General features: G+C 40.4%; 16 protein-coding genes. 11 read left to right on the top strand and 5 right to left on the bottom strand.

Translation table 11 applies throughout. The annotated features are described in order from the left end of the window. Nucleotides 1-127: 127 nt before the first annotated feature. Complete coding sequence (gene dnaK / locus D0T84_RS08475; protein WP_163307449.1) at nt 128-2,026, bottom strand: molecular chaperone DnaK; 1,899 nt, start codon at nt 2,024-2,026, stop codon at nt 128-130. Between the two features lie 530 nt (nt 2,027-2,556). Continuing rightward, complete coding sequence (locus tag D0T84_RS08470) at nt 2,557-3,519, bottom strand: hypothetical protein (RefSeq protein ID WP_163307448.1); 963 nt, start codon at nt 3,517-3,519, stop codon at nt 2,557-2,559. A gap of 385 nt (nt 3,520-3,904) precedes the next feature. Between D0T84_RS08470 and D0T84_RS08465 the strand changes: the two genes are divergently transcribed. The 10 genes from D0T84_RS08465 (at nt 3,905) to D0T84_RS08415 (ending at nt 12,635) form a co-directional block, all read left to right on the top strand. Continuing rightward, nucleotides 3,905-5,053, top strand: coding sequence for a toxin-antitoxin system YwqK family antitoxin (locus D0T84_RS08465; RefSeq protein ID WP_163307447.1), 1,149 nt, complete (start codon nt 3,905-3,907; stop codon nt 5,051-5,053). Nucleotides 5,054-5,146: 93 nt separating this feature from the next. Further along, nucleotides 5,147-6,415: a replication-associated recombination protein A gene (locus tag D0T84_RS08460; RefSeq protein WP_163307446.1), complete on the top strand. Its 1,269-nt coding sequence runs from the start codon at nt 5,147-5,149 to the stop codon at nt 6,413-6,415. Between the two features lie 102 nt (nt 6,416-6,517). Next, on the top strand, nt 6,518-7,354 hold the full coding sequence (locus tag D0T84_RS08455) for a VanW family protein (protein WP_185155716.1): 837 nt from the start codon (nt 6,518-6,520) through the stop codon (nt 7,352-7,354). A gap of 3 nt (nt 7,355-7,357) precedes the next feature. Continuing rightward, complete coding sequence (locus D0T84_RS08450) at nt 7,358-8,623, top strand: DUF5103 domain-containing protein (RefSeq protein WP_163307445.1); 1,266 nt, start codon at nt 7,358-7,360, stop codon at nt 8,621-8,623. Nucleotides 8,624-8,810: 187 nt separating this feature from the next. Further along, a complete protein-coding gene (locus tag D0T84_RS08445; protein WP_163307444.1) occupies nt 8,811-9,410 on the top strand; it encodes a type 1 glutamine amidotransferase family protein in 600 nt (199 codons plus the stop codon). Nucleotides 9,411-9,415: 5 nt separating this feature from the next. After that, entirely contained in the window at nt 9,416-10,162 is a 747-nt protein-coding gene (locus tag D0T84_RS08440; protein ID WP_163307443.1) for a helix-turn-helix domain-containing protein, read from the top strand. A gap of 67 nt (nt 10,163-10,229) precedes the next feature. Then, nucleotides 10,230-10,985, top strand: a complete 756-nt coding sequence (locus D0T84_RS22890) for a VOC family protein (protein WP_255495270.1) — start codon at nt 10,230-10,232, stop codon at nt 10,983-10,985. A 23-nt stretch (nt 10,986-11,008) separates the two neighbouring features. Continuing rightward, complete coding sequence (locus D0T84_RS08430) at nt 11,009-11,413, top strand: VOC family protein (RefSeq protein WP_163307442.1); 405 nt, start codon at nt 11,009-11,011, stop codon at nt 11,411-11,413. Continuing rightward, nucleotides 11,410-12,114 carry a zinc ribbon domain-containing protein gene (locus tag D0T84_RS23265; protein WP_370525474.1) on the top strand — a complete coding sequence of 235 codons (705 nt, stop codon included), beginning with the start codon at nt 11,410-11,412 and terminating at the stop codon, nt 12,112-12,114. Before D0T84_RS08430 ends, D0T84_RS23265 begins: the two co-directional genes overlap by 4 nt. Before the next feature lie 2 nt (nt 12,115-12,116). Further along, nucleotides 12,117-12,635: an AAA family ATPase gene (locus D0T84_RS08415; protein ID WP_163307441.1), complete on the top strand. Its 519-nt coding sequence runs from the start codon at nt 12,117-12,119 to the stop codon at nt 12,633-12,635. 239 nt (nt 12,636-12,874) lie between these two features. Here D0T84_RS08415 and pfkA read toward each other — a convergent pair whose 3' ends face one another. The 3 genes from pfkA to cmk all read right to left on the bottom strand — a co-directional run bounded on the left by pfkA (nt 12,875) and on the right by cmk (nt 15,741). Then, nucleotides 12,875-13,855 carry a 6-phosphofructokinase gene (pfkA, locus tag D0T84_RS08410; protein ID WP_163307440.1) on the bottom strand — a complete coding sequence of 327 codons (981 nt, stop codon included), beginning with the start codon at nt 13,853-13,855 and terminating at the stop codon, nt 12,875-12,877. A 317-nt stretch (nt 13,856-14,172) separates the two neighbouring features. Further along, nucleotides 14,173-15,048: a 4-hydroxy-3-methylbut-2-enyl diphosphate reductase gene (locus tag D0T84_RS08405; RefSeq protein WP_163307439.1), complete on the bottom strand. Its 876-nt coding sequence runs from the start codon at nt 15,046-15,048 to the stop codon at nt 14,173-14,175. Beyond that, complete coding sequence (gene cmk / locus D0T84_RS08400) at nt 15,049-15,741, bottom strand: (d)CMP kinase (protein WP_163307438.1); 693 nt, start codon at nt 15,739-15,741, stop codon at nt 15,049-15,051. A gap of 205 nt (nt 15,742-15,946) precedes the next feature. Here cmk and nusB point away from each other — a divergent pair, with 205 nt between their 5' ends. After that, the gene (nusB, locus tag D0T84_RS08395; protein WP_163307437.1) at nt 15,947-16,873 is read left to right on the top strand and encodes a transcription antitermination factor NusB; all 927 of its coding nucleotides are present in this window, start codon (nt 15,947-15,949) and stop codon (nt 16,871-16,873) included. Nucleotides 16,874-16,892 lie beyond the last annotated feature (19 nt).

The following is a 16,892-nucleotide window of genomic DNA, read 5'->3' as shown; positions in this document are numbered from 1 at the left end:
GATGGATTATCCCTGTTTTTTTATCATCCCCTGTATTCTGGGATATCAGACAATTGTATAAAATAAAGAGCCATCGGATTAATTTCCGATGGCTCTTTATATAGTCATATTATAAAGTGTGTATATCTTACTTCACTTCTTCGAAATCAACATCAGTTACATCATTGTCTCCGCCATTAGGCTGTCCTCCGGCGTTTCCTCCGGCTTGTTGGTTCGGATCAGACTGTTGCTGATTGTATATATTCTGGCTCAGGTCTTGCATAAGCTTTGTCAACTCTTCCATTGCAGCGTCTACAGCAGGAATATCCTGTGCTTTATGAGCATCTCTCAGCTTGCTCAAAACACCTTCGATAGATGCTTTTTGCTCAGCAGGAATCTTGTCGCCAAGGTCTTTCAACTGATTTTCTGTTTGGAAAATAACCGAGTCTGCCTGGTTCAATTTATCAATCTTTTCTTTTTCCTTTTTGTCAGCTTCAGCATTGGCGGCAGCTTCGTCTTTCATCCGTTGGATTTCTGCATCGCTTAGTCCCGAAGAAGCTTCTATGCGGATTGATTGTTCTTTTCCTGTTTTCTTATCTTTGGCAGCAACACTCAGGATACCATTGGCATCTATATCGAATGTAACTTCAATTTGAGGTTCGCCACGGCGTGCAGGTAATATACCATCCAGGTTGAATACGCCGATTTGCTTATTGTCTCTTGCCATTGGGCGTTCTCCCTGCAATACTACTATTTGCACAGATGGCTGGTTGTCTGCCGCTGTAGAGAATGTCTCACTCTTTTTGGTAGGGATAGTTGTGTTAGACTCTATCAGTTTAGTCATTACACCACCCATTGTTTCTATACCGAGTGAAAGCGGAGTTACGTCAAGCAACAATACATCTTTTACTTCTCCTGTAAGTACTGCACCTTGTATAGCGGCACCTACTGCAACTACTTCGTCAGGATTTACACCTTTCGATGGCGTTTTACCGAAGAATTTTTCAACTTCAGCCTGCACAGCAGGTATACGAGTCGATCCACCCACCAGGATAACCTCATCTATATCAGAAGCAGAGTAACCCGCATCGCTTAACGACTGACGACATGGCTCGATACATTTGCGAATCAAAGAATCTGCTAATTGCTCGAATTTAGCACGCGTCAATGTTTTAACCAAGTGTTTTGGAATACCGTTAACCGGCATAATATATGGCAGGTTGATTTCGGTAGAAGTTGTACTGGAAAGTTCAATTTTTGCCTTCTCTGCAGCTTCTTTCAAGCGTTGAAGAGCCATTGGGTCTTTGCGAAGGTCAAGACCTTCGTCTTTCATAAATTCTTCAGCCAGCCAGTCGATAATAACCTGGTCGAAATCGTCACCACCAAGGTGGGTATCTCCGTTTGTTGATTTTACTTCAAATACACCGTCTCCCAGTTCGAGGATAGAAATATCGAATGTACCACCACCAAGGTCGAATACAGCGATTTTCATATCTTTATGGGCCTTATCCAGACCATAAGCAAGGGCGGCGGCAGTAGGCTCGTTCACAATACGTTGAACCTTAAGACCTGCAATTTCTCCGGCTTCCTTTGTAGCCTGACGTTGAGAGTCGCTAAAGTAAGCAGGTACAGTGATAACGGCATCTGTCACTTCCTGTCCGAGGTAGTCTTCAGCGGTTTTCTTCATTTTTTGAAGCACCATAGCTGATATTTCCTGAGGTGTATACAGGCGTCCGTCAATGTCTACACGTGGCGTATTGTTATCTCCTTTCACTACTTTGTATGGGATACGGTTAACCTCGGTTTGTACCTGATCCCATGTTTCTCCCATAAATCTCTTGATAGAATATATTGTTTTCTCCGGATTTGTAATAGCCTGACGCTTTGCAGGGTCACCAACTTTACGCTCATTTCCTTCAATAAATGCTACAATAGATGGAGTTGTTCTTTTTCCTTCATTGTTAGCGATAACGATTGGCTCGTTACCTTCCAGCACGGCAACACAAGAGTTTGTGGTACCTAAGTCAATTCCTATAATTTTTCCCATTTTTAATTTATATTTATTTATTATTGTTTTTGATTTATAAATTTTCCCGTTTTTCAACGACAATATCTATTCATCAAAAGCTATGCCAAAATGAAAAATAAAATATAGAAATGACAGGTTCTGACGATTTGTCAGGATTTGAATATCTTTAAATTTGCTTGTATAAGAGCTTTTTTAATTTATAATTCTGGGATGGGTGAAATTCCAGAATAATGCGAATCAAGGGTTAAAAAGCACAGTAACTTATTGTCCCGAAGGGACTAAAGGTGGATAACCACGGGTAAAACCCGTGGCAGGAACTGACTGAAGAATATGTCTCCGTAGGAGGCAAATAGCAAAAACAAATGCTATTCGCCTCCTACGGAGACGGCCACTCCCTATCCGATTTTTCCACGGGTTTTACCCGTAGTTATCCATATTAGCCCACTTCGTGGACTTAGAAACCTGACTGCAAAACAGAAGATTGATTTATAATAGTATACTGCAACCCTAGGCAACCCTTGATTCGCATGAATTATAAATTAAAAATATCAGAGTGTATTTATTATTTCACGCTGTTCCTTAATAAACTGGATTCTTTGCATTTCACCACTCTCTGATATCAGATATGAAATCCTCTTCAGAGACAGTATTCTTTCCTTTATTTTCTGCAGTGTTTTTTTATCGAGGGCTACTGCATAATTAGGGGCGAATGCGCCAATCATACTGATGTGCATACGCTCTGTGTCCAGATAAGAGTAAGAGGTGTCTGAGTTTAGGTTCGCTATGTAAATCTGAATTTTGTTTCCATTTTCAAACTTACCTGATATTGCGATGGTTTCTATGAATGTTAATAAAGAAGATAAATCTTCTTTTAATTTTTGTATATTCTCTTTATCTATTAAATGTATTTTACTAAAATACTTGATCTCCTTTACTATATAATAAAAGATAGTACTATCCCATATATAACAGGTGTTTTTAATATCCATAGTCGCATTCACTATTTCTTTGCTTACTTTAGATAACTCATCCGGATACTCTAATTCGTCGAAAGTCATCATTGTGTTGGATCCCTGATTCAGGTAGAGCCATCTGAAAGAACTGTATTTGGCCAGCATATAATACATATTCGACGGGAACATCGGAAATATATTAGATGCAAATACCTGATCCGAATATGATTCTGCCGCAGCATATTTCAGCGTGTTCAGATATTCGTAGAACATGTAGTAATCTTTTTCCCTAAGGTTGTAATACCGTTGGGTTTTCAGTTCAAAAACGGAATTCTCGGCAAGGTTTGTCTCTATAAGGGTATCGATGGATATATTGTATTTCTTCACTAAAATAGCGGCCTCGTACATCGATAGAGGTACCTCTCCCCGTAGCCTGCGGTAAGTTGCCTCTTTGCCGATAAGTAAGGTATCCATAAGCACATGTGCCATACTGGTGCCTTTGGGTAATTTTATGCTAATAGCCTCTAGTAGAGCTTTGTTGATCGTATTGGCATCCATATATGCGAGGTGTTCTGATGAAAGATTTGGTTTCCTGTAACTAACAAAATTACTTTATTTATTTATTATAATGTCATTCTTTTTGAATTATTTTAGCTGTATGGATAACTTGCAATTGTATTGAACTTTTTGTAGATTTGAACCTATTTATAAGAGCCTGTTTAAATTTTATAGCAAATCTTTTTTATAACTATTTTTATATGGATTTTATCATTTTTACTAGTAAGTCTAGCGGGCTAAACCAAGAGTAAAAAGGGAATTGAAAATCGGCAGAGCCAAATAGACGCTAAAAAGAGCATAAAAAAGTTGCTAAGAATGAATTACAAGAGCCTATAATAAAAATTTTCGCTAAAATTTAAACAGGCTCTAACTACACATTTGATAAATGAAAAAGATTAATATTACCTTAATTTGTACTATCGTAGGAATAATGATTTCTACGACTATACTTGCACAAAAGACTTTGCGTTATTCATCCATAGTGCAAACAGAGACAGAAGATGGTCGTACTAAATATTTTGACGCGAATAACGAAAAGCCTCTCAATGGAGAGTATAAAGTAGAAGGTTCGGGGATTTACAGAGATGCCTATTATACAGCTAAATATAAAAAGGGATTTATAACCGGCTTACTTACAGACTATGACAAGCGGGGACGTAAACAAGCCGAACGGTCTTATGTAGACGGTTGCTTAACTCTAAGAAAAGAGTTTGACTATGACGGCAAAGTTAGCCGGATCATACATTTTAAAAATAATATGCCGGATGGTACCGACACCGAGTATTTTGCAGATGGTACCGTCTCGCGTGAAACCCATTATAAACAAGGGCGCCAGGACGGAACCGAAATAAAATATGATTTTACGACACGTAAATTGAGTTATAGTAAAAATTATGTAGATGGGTTGCTTGATGGTAACCAGATGGAATCCCGTTGGAGCGATAAGTACGAAAATTATATAATTGAGTCTGTTTACGATATGGGGAAAGTCGTTTCCCTGAAAGAAACGTATGATAACGGAACACTAAAGAAGATTCGGGAAATAAAGCCTGATGGCTCATATATCGAAAAATCCTATCTGAGGGACAGCAGTCCGGAATCTACTTTTTCTTATAATAGCGAAGGACAGTCGGAGGGCGTACAGACTTATTATTTTCCTGATGGTAAGGTTAAAATAGCCTCTCCATACCGTAACGGACAAAAAGATGGAACACGTAAAGAATTTTACGAAAATGGGCAGTTAAAAACCGAAGAAAGTTATTCTAACGGGGATAAACAAGGTGCATGGAACGAGTACTACCCGAATGGACAAAAGAAAACAGAATGGCTTTGCGACAGGAACAGGTATAATGGGCCATATAAGATATATTATGAAGATGGAAAAGTTCAGGAAGAGGGAGAAACAAAATATGAGCAATATGTATATCGTAAAATATATTATAAAAACGGGCAATTGAAATCCCATATAGTGCATGATTCAGCAAGAGGGCTGGTAGAAATCGAGAGTTATGACCAGGATGGGAAACAACTGTGACCGGGTGTTCTCTCTTTGAATAATATGGAAGAAATACTTTTTCTTTAAGCTGAGCATTATTATATACTTTAGGCTAATAATTTTATTATAAATATGAGTCAACCATTAGCAGAACGGTTGCGTCCGCGTAATCTCGATGAATATATAGGACAGAAGCATCTGGTAGGGGAGGGCGCTATCCTCCGGAAGATGATAGAGTCGGGCAGGGTGCCCTCTTTCTTGTTGTGGGGGCCTCCCGGAGTAGGGAAAACTACGTTAGCCCAAATTATCGCCAATACACTGGATACACCGTTCTATACTCTGAGTGCGATAAACTCAGGGGTGAAGGATGTACGTGAGGTTATCGACCAGGCTAAGAAGACCCAGTTCTTCAATACCAAAAGCCCGATCCTGTTTATAGACGAAATTCATCGTTTTTCCAAATCGCAACAGGACTCGTTACTGGGAGCGGTCGAAACCGGTGTGATTACATTAATCGGGGCTACTACCGAAAATCCATCGTTTGAGGTTATACGCCCGTTGTTGTCACGATGTCAGGTATATGTATTACAATCCCTCAGTAAGAGTGATTTGGAGGAATTGGCGAACAGGGCTATTACGCAGGATGTCATCCTCAAAGAAATGGACATTGAACTCAAAGAAACGGGCGCGTTGATGCGTTTCTCAGGAGGGGATGCCCGTAAGCTGCTGAATATACTCGATTTAGTTATCTCTTCCGAAACCGGAGGAAAGATTATAATAACCGATAAACTTGTAACAGAACGCTTGCAGGAAAATCCGGCGGCTTATGATAAAGGAGGCGAAATGCATTATGACATTATTTCAGCCTTTATCAAATCTATCCGTGGGAGTGATCCCGATGCCGCCATCTACTGGCTGGCACGTATGGTTGCGGGAGGGGAAGACCCTAAATTTATAGCCCGCCGATTGGTCATTTTAGCAGCAGAGGATATCGGTCTGGCAAACCCTAACGCGTTATTGCTGGCTAACGCCTGCTTTGATACCTTGCAGAAGATCGGTTGGCCCGAGGGGCGTATTGTCCTTGCGGAGGCGACAATATATCTGGCTACTTCGCCAAAGAGTAATTCCGCATATATGTCAATTGATGAGGCTATTGCACTGGTCAACGATACCGGGAATTTACCTGTGCCCCTGCATTTGCGTAATGCTCCAACCAAACTGATGAAAGAGCTGGACTATGGCAAGGATTATAAATATGCCCATAGTTTCGAAAATAATTTTGTACAGCAGGATTATGTTCCGAAAGAAATAAAAGGAAGGCAGTTTTGGAAGCCGCAACAAAATGCGTCGGAAAATAAAATAGTGGAATGGATGAAGAAGTTGTGGAAAGACAGGTATTGACAGTTAACAGTTAACAGTCAACAGTTAAGCAATTAACAGTTAACAGTAAGTAGTCGACAGTCAACAATATATACAAATCCATTTCCAATTTATAATTTATATATGAAAGAGAATCCCCGCAAGCTGTTGAGCCAGAGGCATCCCGTACTCTATTTTGTCGCTGTATGGGCAAGGCGGATGGGTAGGTATTATAACTGGTATTTTGACGGCAGGAAGTATAGCCGGTCGAAGGATAATAATTTGTTGCCATACCGGATAAAAAAACACCAGTCGGTATTGCTGAAAAAGCTTGGGGAGAGCGATATGCAGTTGCAGGTAAATAAGGTAACCAACCTTCGTCTTGCGATCCGGAATATTAATAATGTAATAATCAGGCCGGGCGAAACATTCTCCTTTTGCAAACTGGTAGGGCTTCCCACTAAACGGAAAGGGTACCTTGAGGGCATGGAGCTATCTTTCGGAAAAGCAAAACCCGGTATTGGTGGGGGATTGTGCCAGATTTCGAACCTTATACACTGGTTGGTAATGCATAGCCCGCTAACCGTTACCGAACGTTATCACCATTCATTTGACCCGTTTCCGGACGATGGGAGAGTGCTGCCTTTTGGTAGCGGGGCAACGGTATTTTATAATTACAGGGATTATCAGTTTACAAATAATACACCATACACTTTCCAGATAAACCTGTGGTTGACAGACAAATGTCTGGAAGGCGAGTTGCGCATCAGCGAAGAACTGGATTTCGCCTATCACGTTTTTGAGAAAGAGCATCAGTTTCTGAAAATCAGAGACAAATTCTACCGGAAAAATGAAATATGGCGCAATAAGATTCTTAAATTTGAGGGAGGTAAGGTAATTGACACGGAATTAATAACCAAAAATTTTGCCCGGGTTACCTATACGCCGGAGAGCTATGTTGTAGTAGAAGAAAATATTTGAACAATGAATATGCCTAAAATATTATTATCTTTCATTCTGTATTTTGCCTGTATATCAGCTTTTTCGCAGGTGTACCACACTCAGCCAAAATCGGATGAAATATATACAATACAGGTAAACCGTAATAATGATTGGAACCGGAATGCAGTAATCAGCCTGAATAGCAGCGATTATATACATATCGGTTTCGACCGTATTTCGGAAGAGAATTCTTTTAACCGGCTGCGTTACCGTATAATTCATTGCGATGCTTTTTGGAAGCGGAGTACAGGGATATCCGAAATTGATTACCTGAATGGATTCAATGATAATCCGCTCAATGATTACAACCCTTCGTTGAATACGACAGTGGAGTATGTACATTATTCATTGGATATACCGAATAATGATGTAAGCCTGAAGTTGTCAGGGAATTATGTTGTCGAAGTATATGAGGATAGTTTTCCTGATGATGTGTTACTGACGGCTTGTTTCTCAGTTGTTGACACACAGGTCAGTATAGCCCCTGCTGTTACTTCAAACACCGACATCGATACGAACCGTGCGCATCAGCAACTTTCATTTTCTATATTACACCAGAATCTGACCATCCGCGACCCGTTTACCGAATTGAAAGTATTTGCATGGCAAAATAACCGTCTGGATTCGGAACGGCGGCAATTAAAGCCTACCTATGTAAACAATGGGAAACTGATCTATGAGCATAACCGTAGCTTGATATTTGAAGCAGGGAATGAGTATCGCCGTTTCGAAACGATCAGTTACCGGTATAACGGTTTAAATGTAGAACATATAGAATACAACCGCCCTACCTATACAATGTATATAGTGCCGGATAACATAAGGGCGGAAAGAACTTATAGCTACGATCAGGATCAGAACGGACGCTTCTATATAAGGAGTAACGATACGAATGACAGTGAGATAGAGTCGGACTACTTTAATACTGTATTTTCCATACCGGTGGAAAGACAGTTACGGGAAGATATTTTTATCAACGGGGATTTTACCTATAATAATTTTACCGATAAATACAGGATGATATATGATGAAGAGAACGGACAGTATTATTTGTCATTGCTGTTGAAGCAAGGCTTATATAACTATCAGTATCTTACCAAATCGGGTAGTAATTATTCTACGGCAAGGATAGAAGGGAACTATTTTGAGGCGGAAAACGAATATCAGATATTTGTGTATTATCGTCCTACCGGGCAACGGTACGATGGGCTGATAGGGGTGCAGAATATACACTCGCGTAGCAAGTAATGGGATAAGAGTTCTCTGCGTAAGTACTTAAATTGTTTGAACTATCCTTATACCGTTTATGATAACTGCTTCCCAAAACAATTTGAGACTTCAAGGCTATCTTTGTTTTGAGAAATTGTCTGAAATGTATGGTGCATTGCCCGTGGACACAACGATATATGAAAAAAGAATTATAAGTAGAAACAACATGAATAAAAAAGAAGTAATTTTCGTACTCTTAAATGAGTTTGCCGACTGGGAAGGAGCTTATATCTCCACCTGCTTGAATATCGGAGTAAAGCCCGGAGGCCCAATCAAATACACAGTGAAAACCATGTCTGTAACAAAAGACCCTATCCTGTCGATAGGTGGCTTCAAAGTTTTACCCGATTACGACTTGAACGATATGCCAACAGACTATGCCGGACTGGTATTGATTGGCGGTATGCATTGGTTTTCCTCTGAAGCAGCGCAAATTGTTCCGCTTGTAGAGAAAGCTGTTGAAGAGAACAAGTTAGTTGCCGGAATATGCAATGCTTCGGTATTTCTCGGAGCATGTGGTATTCTCAATAACGTGAAGCATACAAGCAACGGACTGGACTATCTGAAACAGTATGCCGGAGAAAAATACACGGGCGATGCCAACTATATCAACGAACAAGCTGTCAGAGACGGGAACATTGTTACTGCCCCCGGAACGGCGCCATTGGAGTTTTGCCGTGAAATATTGTATGTATTAGATGCAGATGCACCTGAAATTATAGAAGAGAGCTATCAGTTCTATAAAAATGGTTTTTTACCGAAATAACATGTATGTATAAAGAATATCCACCCGACCTACGCTTACAGCATTTGATAGAAACCTATTGGGTTGCCGATGGAATGATTGAGAATGCAGTTACACAGCGGATTCTGCCGGATGGTTGTGTGGATATTATCTTTGATTTCGGAAGTCACTCTGTACAAACCGGATTGCCCAAACTTGTTGGAACAATGACCTCTTTATTGGAAATCTCCTATCAGCCGGGGCGGGTGCAAATGATGGGAATCCGCTTTGCTCCGGCAGGAATCACCGCATTCACCCGTATGCCCGTCTCCATGATTACCAACCAAAACATAGAACTTCCGCTCAGCGAAACGCTGTTTGATAACAGTTTCTATGAGCGATTGCCCGACATGGAGTGTATGCAAGAACGTATCAGGTATATCAACACCTACTTCCTAGCACGTATGCACAAGTTATACCTGCCCGACAGGCAAATCAGGCATGCTGTTTCTCTTATTCAAAGCAATAACGGGCATTTATCTGTCAGCAAAATAGCTGGTGAGGTCTGCTTGTCGGAACGGCAATTCGAGCGTAAATTCAAAACAACCATCGGCATATCTCCCAAAGCATTCAGTAATATCATGCGCTTCCGGTCTGTCCGCAGGTATATGGCAAGCCATTCGGACGAAAGCATGTACGAAATAGCCATTGCTTGCGGATATCACGATCATTCACACATGAATAAGGAGTTTCAGCGACTGGGAAGTTTCTCTCCGTCGGAACATACAGTGTAGAATGTCGGTTTTTTACACGAAACACATCAAACAGAATTGTATTTTTGTACTTAAAAAGATGAAAGCAATGGAATATCAAACTCTATCTCCCAATATTGGTGTAAAAAGCGTTGATGAAACAGTACAGTTCTATACCCAGACATTAGGCTTCAAGCTGATTATGAGTGTCCCCGCTCCAACCGGAGGCTTGCAATGGGCAATGGTTGCGAATGGCGGAGCAACATTTATGTTTCAGGAAATGGGTAACCTATCCGAAGAATATCCGCAATTAGCCGGTCGTCCGAAATTGGGCGCTATGACCTTTTATGTGAAGATGAAAGATATGCAAACGCTATACGAGAAACTTCAGGGAACGGAGCATATCGCCAAAGAAATGCATAAAACATTCTATGGAGCCGACGAATTTGCCATCTTCGATAACAACGGACATATCCTGACAATAACAGAAGATGCGGTAGAGCCTACCGCAATTAAGAACTATGATAACTACTTCCTGCCAGCTAACAATTATCAGGAAAGCGTACACTTTTATTCTGAAGTATTGGGATTGGAAAAGAAATTCGAGTTTGCCGAACAGGGCATGATAGCCTTCAAGGTCGGCAATGAAGAGCCGGCAATCATCCTGAAAGATAAAACCAAGATGCCGGACACGATACCTGCCATTTGGATAGAGGTTGAAGACACCAAAGCGGTTTACGAAAAGATGAAAGCCAAAGGTATTGTCTTTTTATCCGAACCGTTTAAGATACGGACAGGTTGGGCGGTAGAATTAAACGACCCTTCGGGTAACAGATTAGGATTTACAGACTATAAAAGAGATTGATAAATAACTAACAAGAGTACAATATGAAATTCAGTAACGTAAGACTATTAGTAAAAGACTATCGGAAATGTTTCGATTTTTACACTGAGCAGCTTGGTTTGGAGGCAGCGTGGGATGTTGAAGACTGTTATGCCAGTTTCAAAGTAGCCGACGGAATAGAAGGGCTTGCCATATTCACGTCCGACCTGATGGCTCCCGCTGTTGGTAATGCTGACAAAACGCAACCCACAGGTTATCGCGAAAAGTCGATGATATCCTTTGAGGTAGACAATGTAGACGAAAGCTATCAAGCGTTTTTAGCAAAAGGGATTAAATTCATTAATGAACCAATGGATATGCCCGGCTGGGGAATGCGTGTTGTGCACCTATACGACCCGGAAGAGAACCTGATAGAATTGTTTACTCCATTAAAACAACCGGAACAATGAAAAATCTTACAGAAACAATTGAACAAATGATTCGCAAACAGAACGTTAGCTTTATAAGTTCTATTGATGAGAATGGTTATCCAAACACAAAGGCGATGCTGGCACCTGTTAAGCAGGAAGGTATCCAGACATTCTATTGGCACACCAATAGTCTGTCGGTAAGAATCAAGCAATACCGAAACAATCCGAAAGCCTGTATTTACTTTTACGACAAAGACTCTTTCGAGGGTGTGATGCTGAAAGGAACAATGGAGGTTGTTGATGATTTGGATGAGAAAAAGAATATCTGGAAAGACGATTTTTCTATCTATTACAAAGGCGGAGTGGATGGCGGAGATTTTATACTATTAAGATTTACTGCCGAATCTGGCCGCTATTACAGCAACTTCAATTCAGTAAGTTTTGTGGTAGGTAAAGAAGATGGTACGAATGACCCAATCTGTCAAAGTTGTGGTATGAACATGAGGACAGCAGAAGAGTTCGGCACGAATGTCGATGGGACTTCCAATCAGGAGTATTGCCACTATTGTTACCAGAACGGCGCATTTACCCGCAACGTAACAATGGAGGAGATGCTGGAAACCAATCTGCAATACCTCGATCACTGGAACAAAGAAACAGGAAACAACTTTACTCCGGATGAGGCACGTCCTATTCTCCGGGAATTTCTGTCAACGCTTAAACGTTGGAAGAAGGATTAAAAATGAAAGTTTCAAAACCCATACTGTTTATCCTGTCGGGATTGCCTGCTTCGGGAAAATCAAGTCTGGCAAAACTTATCGCCAAGGAGTACAATGCTGCCTATCTGAGAATCGACACCATAGAACAAGCATTGCGAGACTTATGCAACTACAATGTACAAAGCGAAGGATACCGTTTGGCTTACCGCATAGCAAGCAACAATCTGGAGTTGGGGCATAATGTGGTTGCCGACTCATGCAATCCGATAGATATTACGCGCAGAGAATGGGAAGAAGTAGCAACACAAAGCAATAGCCGATACATTAATATCGAAGTAATCTGTTCGGATAAGGAAGAACATAAAAGACGAGTTGAAAATCGGCGCACCGAGGTGGAAGGCTTAAAACTCCCTACATGGAATGAAATACTGAATAGGGAGTATCATGCATGGGAAACAGGTCGAATTATGATTGATACGGCAGGTAAATCGACAGAAGAAAGCTTCTATGAATTGAAAGAAGAAGTTGGGGGTGTCCGATAAACTGTGTCAGCGATTTTTAGAAGCGTGACGACCTGAAGTGAGATTTTAGCCTGACGTAGGCAAAGCCTATACCGAGCGAAGGAGGATACTATTTATACATGTAATATATTTTTTGTCATGTACTACGCTCCTTTAGTTCTTTGATATACTAATTTTCCGAAAGGATAAGAACGGGTGCAAAAATAAAACCCTGCAAATAAGATATTCACAGGGTTTCGTTTATAGAATCCGTACTTATTTTAAATAGAAAGAACTTTAAGTGTTTCTACCAAATCCGGTTGGATTGGTTTGTTCTTTTTGATTGCTTTTGAGAACGGTACATAAACAATTATATCATTCTGAATACCAATCATAACATTACGCTGTCCATCCAGTAAAGCATCAATAGCCGCGGCGCCCATCCGGCTGGCAAGAATACGGTCGTTGGCTGTAGGAGATCCTCCACGTTGCACATGTCCCAGTATGGTTACACGTACATCGTACTGAGGGTATTCTGTCTTTACACGTTCGGCCATAGCCATGGCTCCACCTGTAATATCCCCTTCGGTAACAAGCACAAGGCTACTGTTCTTACTCTTGCGGAACCCGTTTGATATAAGGTCAGCCAACTGGTCTTGTTGTATCGACATTTCGGGAATAATGGCAGCCTCCGCTCCCGAAGCAATTGCTCCGTTCAGGGCAAGAATTCCGCATTCACGACCCATAACTTCGATGAAGAACAGGCGTTCGTGCGAACTGGCGGTGTCGCGTATCTTATCCACGGCTTGCATGATAGTGTTCAGCGCGGTATCGTAACCAATAGTTAAGTCTGTCCCTTGCAGGTCGTTATCTATTGTGCCGGGAAGTCCGACAATGGGAAGATTAAATTCCTGAGCAAATATACGCGCTCCTGTAAGCGAACCGTCTCCACCAATAACTACCAATGCGTCAATACCTTCTCTTTGAAGGGCTTCGTAAGCTATCTGGCGGCCTTCCGGTGTCTGGAACTCTTTACAACGGGCTGTCTTTAATATTGTACCGCCTTGTTGTATAATATTACTCACACTATTGGTCTTAAAGGGCTCGATTTCGTCAAATATCAACCCTCTGTAACCACGCATGATACCTTTGACTTCCAATCCATTATAGATAGCAGCACGGGTTACCGCACGAATAGCGGCATTCATTCCGGGAGCATCACCTCCTGAAGTCAGGATACCAATACACTTAATTTTAGCCATAATGTTACTTATATTTATTCTTAGAGTCTGTTTAAATTTTATAGCAAATCTTTTTTATAGCAATTTTTAGATGGATTTTATCATTTTTGCCAGCAGAACCAACGGTCAGCGGAGCTAATTAGCGGGCTAAACCAAGAGTGAAAAGGGTAAAATACGGTAAAAAGAGCATAAAAAAATTGCTAAGAACTATTGACCAGAACCTGTAATAAAAATTTTCGCTAAAATTTAAAACAGGCTCTTATATTTCCTTATTTCGAAATCAAGTGCAAAAGTAAGAATAAATTCAGTGATTTAGTTAAATTAGCAGGTCAATTTGGTTAAATTAACACCGATCTTATTTCTTCTATCTTGGCCTCCACCTCTTCCATCTGCCATTTTGGTGTAGATGTGGCTCCGCAAATGCCAATTGACGCTGACTGGCTTACAACGTTGGGGTCAATGTCCGACGGTGTTGTGATAAAGTAGGAATTAGGATTGTATTTTTTGCATTCGGCAAACAGCACTTTCCCATTCGAACTTTTTTCGCCAGCTACAAAGAATATGATGTCGTTTTTGAGGGCAAATTCCTTGATGTTCGGTATACGGTTCGATACCTGACGGCAGATTGTATCGAAATACTCAAATTTGGCCTCCCCGGTCATGCGGCTTTGTATGATGTCTATTATCTCCTGAAAGCCATCAAGAGGTTTTGTTGTCTGCGAAAACAGGCAGATATTCTTAGAGAAATCAAGTTTTTCCAAGTCCTCTTTCTTTTCTATTACGATGGCGCTGGAGTCTGTCTGTCCAAGCAAACCGTTTACCTCAGCGTGTCCATTCTTGCCATAGATGACGATTTGGGTATTGTTACCCTTCTCATTGTCATACTTGTCGTGAATCTTCTTTTGAAGGCGTAGTACAACAGGGCATGACGCGTCTATGATTTCGATATTGTTCTCTTTCGCTATCTGGTAAGTTGATGGTGGTTCGCCATGAGCTCTTAGCAAGACTCTGGCATTTTTTAGCTCGCCGAATTCTTCGTGATTGATTGTTTTCAATCCGAGTTTCTCTAATCTCTCTACTTCAAGGTTGTTGTGTACGATATCCCCCAGGCAGTATAATACTCCTCCCTTCGATAGTTCTTCTTCTGCTTTCTTTATGGCGTTGACCACACCAAAGCAAAAACCTGACTTAGCATCTATTTCAATATTACTCATTTAATTTGTAGTTATTTGTTTGAACTTCTGTAGCAACCATTGCATCTGTTCGTCAATGGTCATATATGAATTATCCAGAAGAATAGCATCATCCGCTTTTACCAAAGGGCTTTCTGCACGCGTCTGATCTAAATGATCTCTGGTTTTTAAATTTTCAAGTACTTCTTCAAATGTCGTTTTCGTATCGCCTTTCGAACGCAGTTCGTCAAAACGCCTCCGGGCTCTGATTTCCGGTTCTGCCGTTACAAAGACCTTCATTTCGGCATTCGGGAAAACGACAGTTCCTATATCCCTGCCATCCATTACGATGCCTTTAGCATCTCCCATCTTCTGCTGAAGCGCGACCATCGCATGACGGACGAAAGGTATAGCGCTTACGATGCTTACTTTTGACGAAACTTCCATACTCCGTATTTTAGACTCTACGTTTTGTCCGTTCAGGTATGTTTCAGGCGTTCCCGTATCTTTATTCAACTGAAATTCTACCTTGATGTTATCTATTTCGTTATGCAATTTATTGTCATCCAGCTTTTCTCCGTCAAACAGCCGGTTTTCGATGCAATATAATGTTACTGCCCTGTACATGGCGCCACTATCTATATAGATATACCCGATTTCTTTTGCCAGGCTTTTGGCCATAGTACTCTTCCCGTTGGAAGAAAAACCATCAATAGCGATAACGATTTTTTTCATACTTATTCCTATTAAAACATTCAATCAATGTAAATGTTTATGTATTGGTTTATAAATTTCATTAATAAAGATGGGGCAAAGGTAATTCTTATTTTTTATTCCATATATCTTCCCTGGTATCTATAACGAATAAGTTGTTAACAAAAAGCTCTTGTATTATAAAAATAATGTGTATTTTTGCTACCTGAAACATTTTTATTGGTAAATGATAAATCGCGTTCTTATTCGTATCAGGGTTGTACAGATATTGTTTTCCTGTAGTCATAACGAATCTACAGATTTAAGGAAAGCAGAAAATGAATTGATGCTTAGTTTGCAGAAATCATACGATTTGTATTTCTATTTATTATCGTTGATGGTAGAGTTGACAAATACTTATGCCCAAAAAGTAGATGTTCGGAAGTCTAAGTTATTACCTACTAAAGAAGATATAAGTCCGAATACTAAGTTGTTGGATAATAAGTTTATCATTCAGCTAAAGCAGAATTCCGAATTTGTAAAATATTTGCAAGACAGGCCTTTTTCTTGGTCAGAGCATGAAGCGTTTATACGCAGCCTATTGGACAATATACTGAATTCGGATGTGTATAAAGAGTATATCGAAAACCAGTCTCAGCAATATGACGATGACCGCGAATTCTGGCGTAAAGTTTTCAAACAAATCATTTGCACCGACGAAGATCTGTATTCTATCCTCGAAGATGAATGCCTTTACTGGAACGACGATATAGAAATAATCGAATCCTTCGTTCTGAAGACGATTAAACGTTTCGATGAAAGCAAGGGCGATAGACAGGAGTTGTTACCTATGTTTAAGGATGAAACCGATAAGGAATTTGCCGTAAAATTACTGAGGGAATCCTTATTGAACAGTAAAGAATATAAGGAACTGATAGATAAATACACAAAAAACTGGGAGTCGGAGCGTATAGCCCTTATGGATATGGTTATCATGCAGATCGCTATAGCCGAAATAATGGAATTTCCATCAATCCCTATTAACGTTACGCTGAATGAGTATATCGATATAGCCAAATCCTACAGTACGGCAAAGAGCGCGTCATTTATAAATGGCATACTTGATGCTATAGTAAAGGAGTTGAAGGAAGAAAAGAAGATAATTAAGAAATAATAATATTTATCGTATTTTC

Origin of the sequence: Dysgonomonas sp. 521 (assembly GCF_010501055.1) — a bacterium.
Lineage (GTDB): Bacteria > Bacteroidota > Bacteroidia > Bacteroidales > Dysgonomonadaceae > Dysgonomonas.
Note: the sequence above shows the minus strand (reverse complement) of the source record. Positions and strands in the feature narration are given on the sequence as shown.

What these genes read in the sequence shown, in the direction of transcription:
- cmk (WP_163307438.1), bottom strand. Translation starts at nt 15,741, where the DNA reads ATGAAAAAAATCGTTATCGCTATTGATGGTTTTTCTTCCAACGGGAAG.
- D0T84_RS22890 (WP_255495270.1), top strand. Translation starts at nt 10,230, where the DNA reads ATGGAATATCAAACTCTATCTCCCAATATTGGTGTAAAAAGCGTTGAT.
- nusB (WP_163307437.1), top strand. Translation starts at nt 15,947, where the DNA reads ATGATAAATCGCGTTCTTATTCGTATCAGGGTTGTACAGATATTGTTT.
- D0T84_RS08405 (WP_163307439.1), bottom strand. Translation starts at nt 15,048, where the DNA reads ATGAGTAATATTGAAATAGATGCTAAGTCAGGTTTTTGCTTTGGTGTG.
- pfkA (WP_163307440.1), bottom strand. Translation starts at nt 13,855, where the DNA reads ATGGCTAAAATTAAGTGTATTGGTATCCTGACTTCAGGAGGTGATGCT.
- D0T84_RS08440 (WP_163307443.1), top strand. Translation starts at nt 9,416, where the DNA reads ATGTATAAAGAATATCCACCCGACCTACGCTTACAGCATTTGATAGAA.
- D0T84_RS08430 (WP_163307442.1), top strand. Translation starts at nt 11,009, where the DNA reads ATGAAATTCAGTAACGTAAGACTATTAGTAAAAGACTATCGGAAATGT.
- D0T84_RS08415 (WP_163307441.1), top strand. Translation starts at nt 12,117, where the DNA reads ATGAAAGTTTCAAAACCCATACTGTTTATCCTGTCGGGATTGCCTGCT.
- dnaK (WP_163307449.1), bottom strand. Translation starts at nt 2,026, where the DNA reads ATGGGAAAAATTATAGGAATTGACTTAGGTACCACAAACTCTTGTGTT.
- D0T84_RS08450 (WP_163307445.1), top strand. Translation starts at nt 7,358, where the DNA reads ATGAATATGCCTAAAATATTATTATCTTTCATTCTGTATTTTGCCTGT.
- D0T84_RS08460 (WP_163307446.1), top strand. Translation starts at nt 5,147, where the DNA reads ATGAGTCAACCATTAGCAGAACGGTTGCGTCCGCGTAATCTCGATGAA.
- D0T84_RS08470 (WP_163307448.1), bottom strand. Translation starts at nt 3,519, where the DNA reads ATGGATGCCAATACGATCAACAAAGCTCTACTAGAGGCTATTAGCATA.
- D0T84_RS08455 (WP_185155716.1), top strand. Translation starts at nt 6,518, where the DNA reads ATGAAAGAGAATCCCCGCAAGCTGTTGAGCCAGAGGCATCCCGTACTC.
- D0T84_RS08445 (WP_163307444.1), top strand. Translation starts at nt 8,811, where the DNA reads ATGAATAAAAAAGAAGTAATTTTCGTACTCTTAAATGAGTTTGCCGAC.
- D0T84_RS23265 (WP_370525474.1), top strand. Translation starts at nt 11,410, where the DNA reads ATGAAAAATCTTACAGAAACAATTGAACAAATGATTCGCAAACAGAAC.
- D0T84_RS08465 (WP_163307447.1), top strand. Translation starts at nt 3,905, where the DNA reads ATGAAAAAGATTAATATTACCTTAATTTGTACTATCGTAGGAATAATG.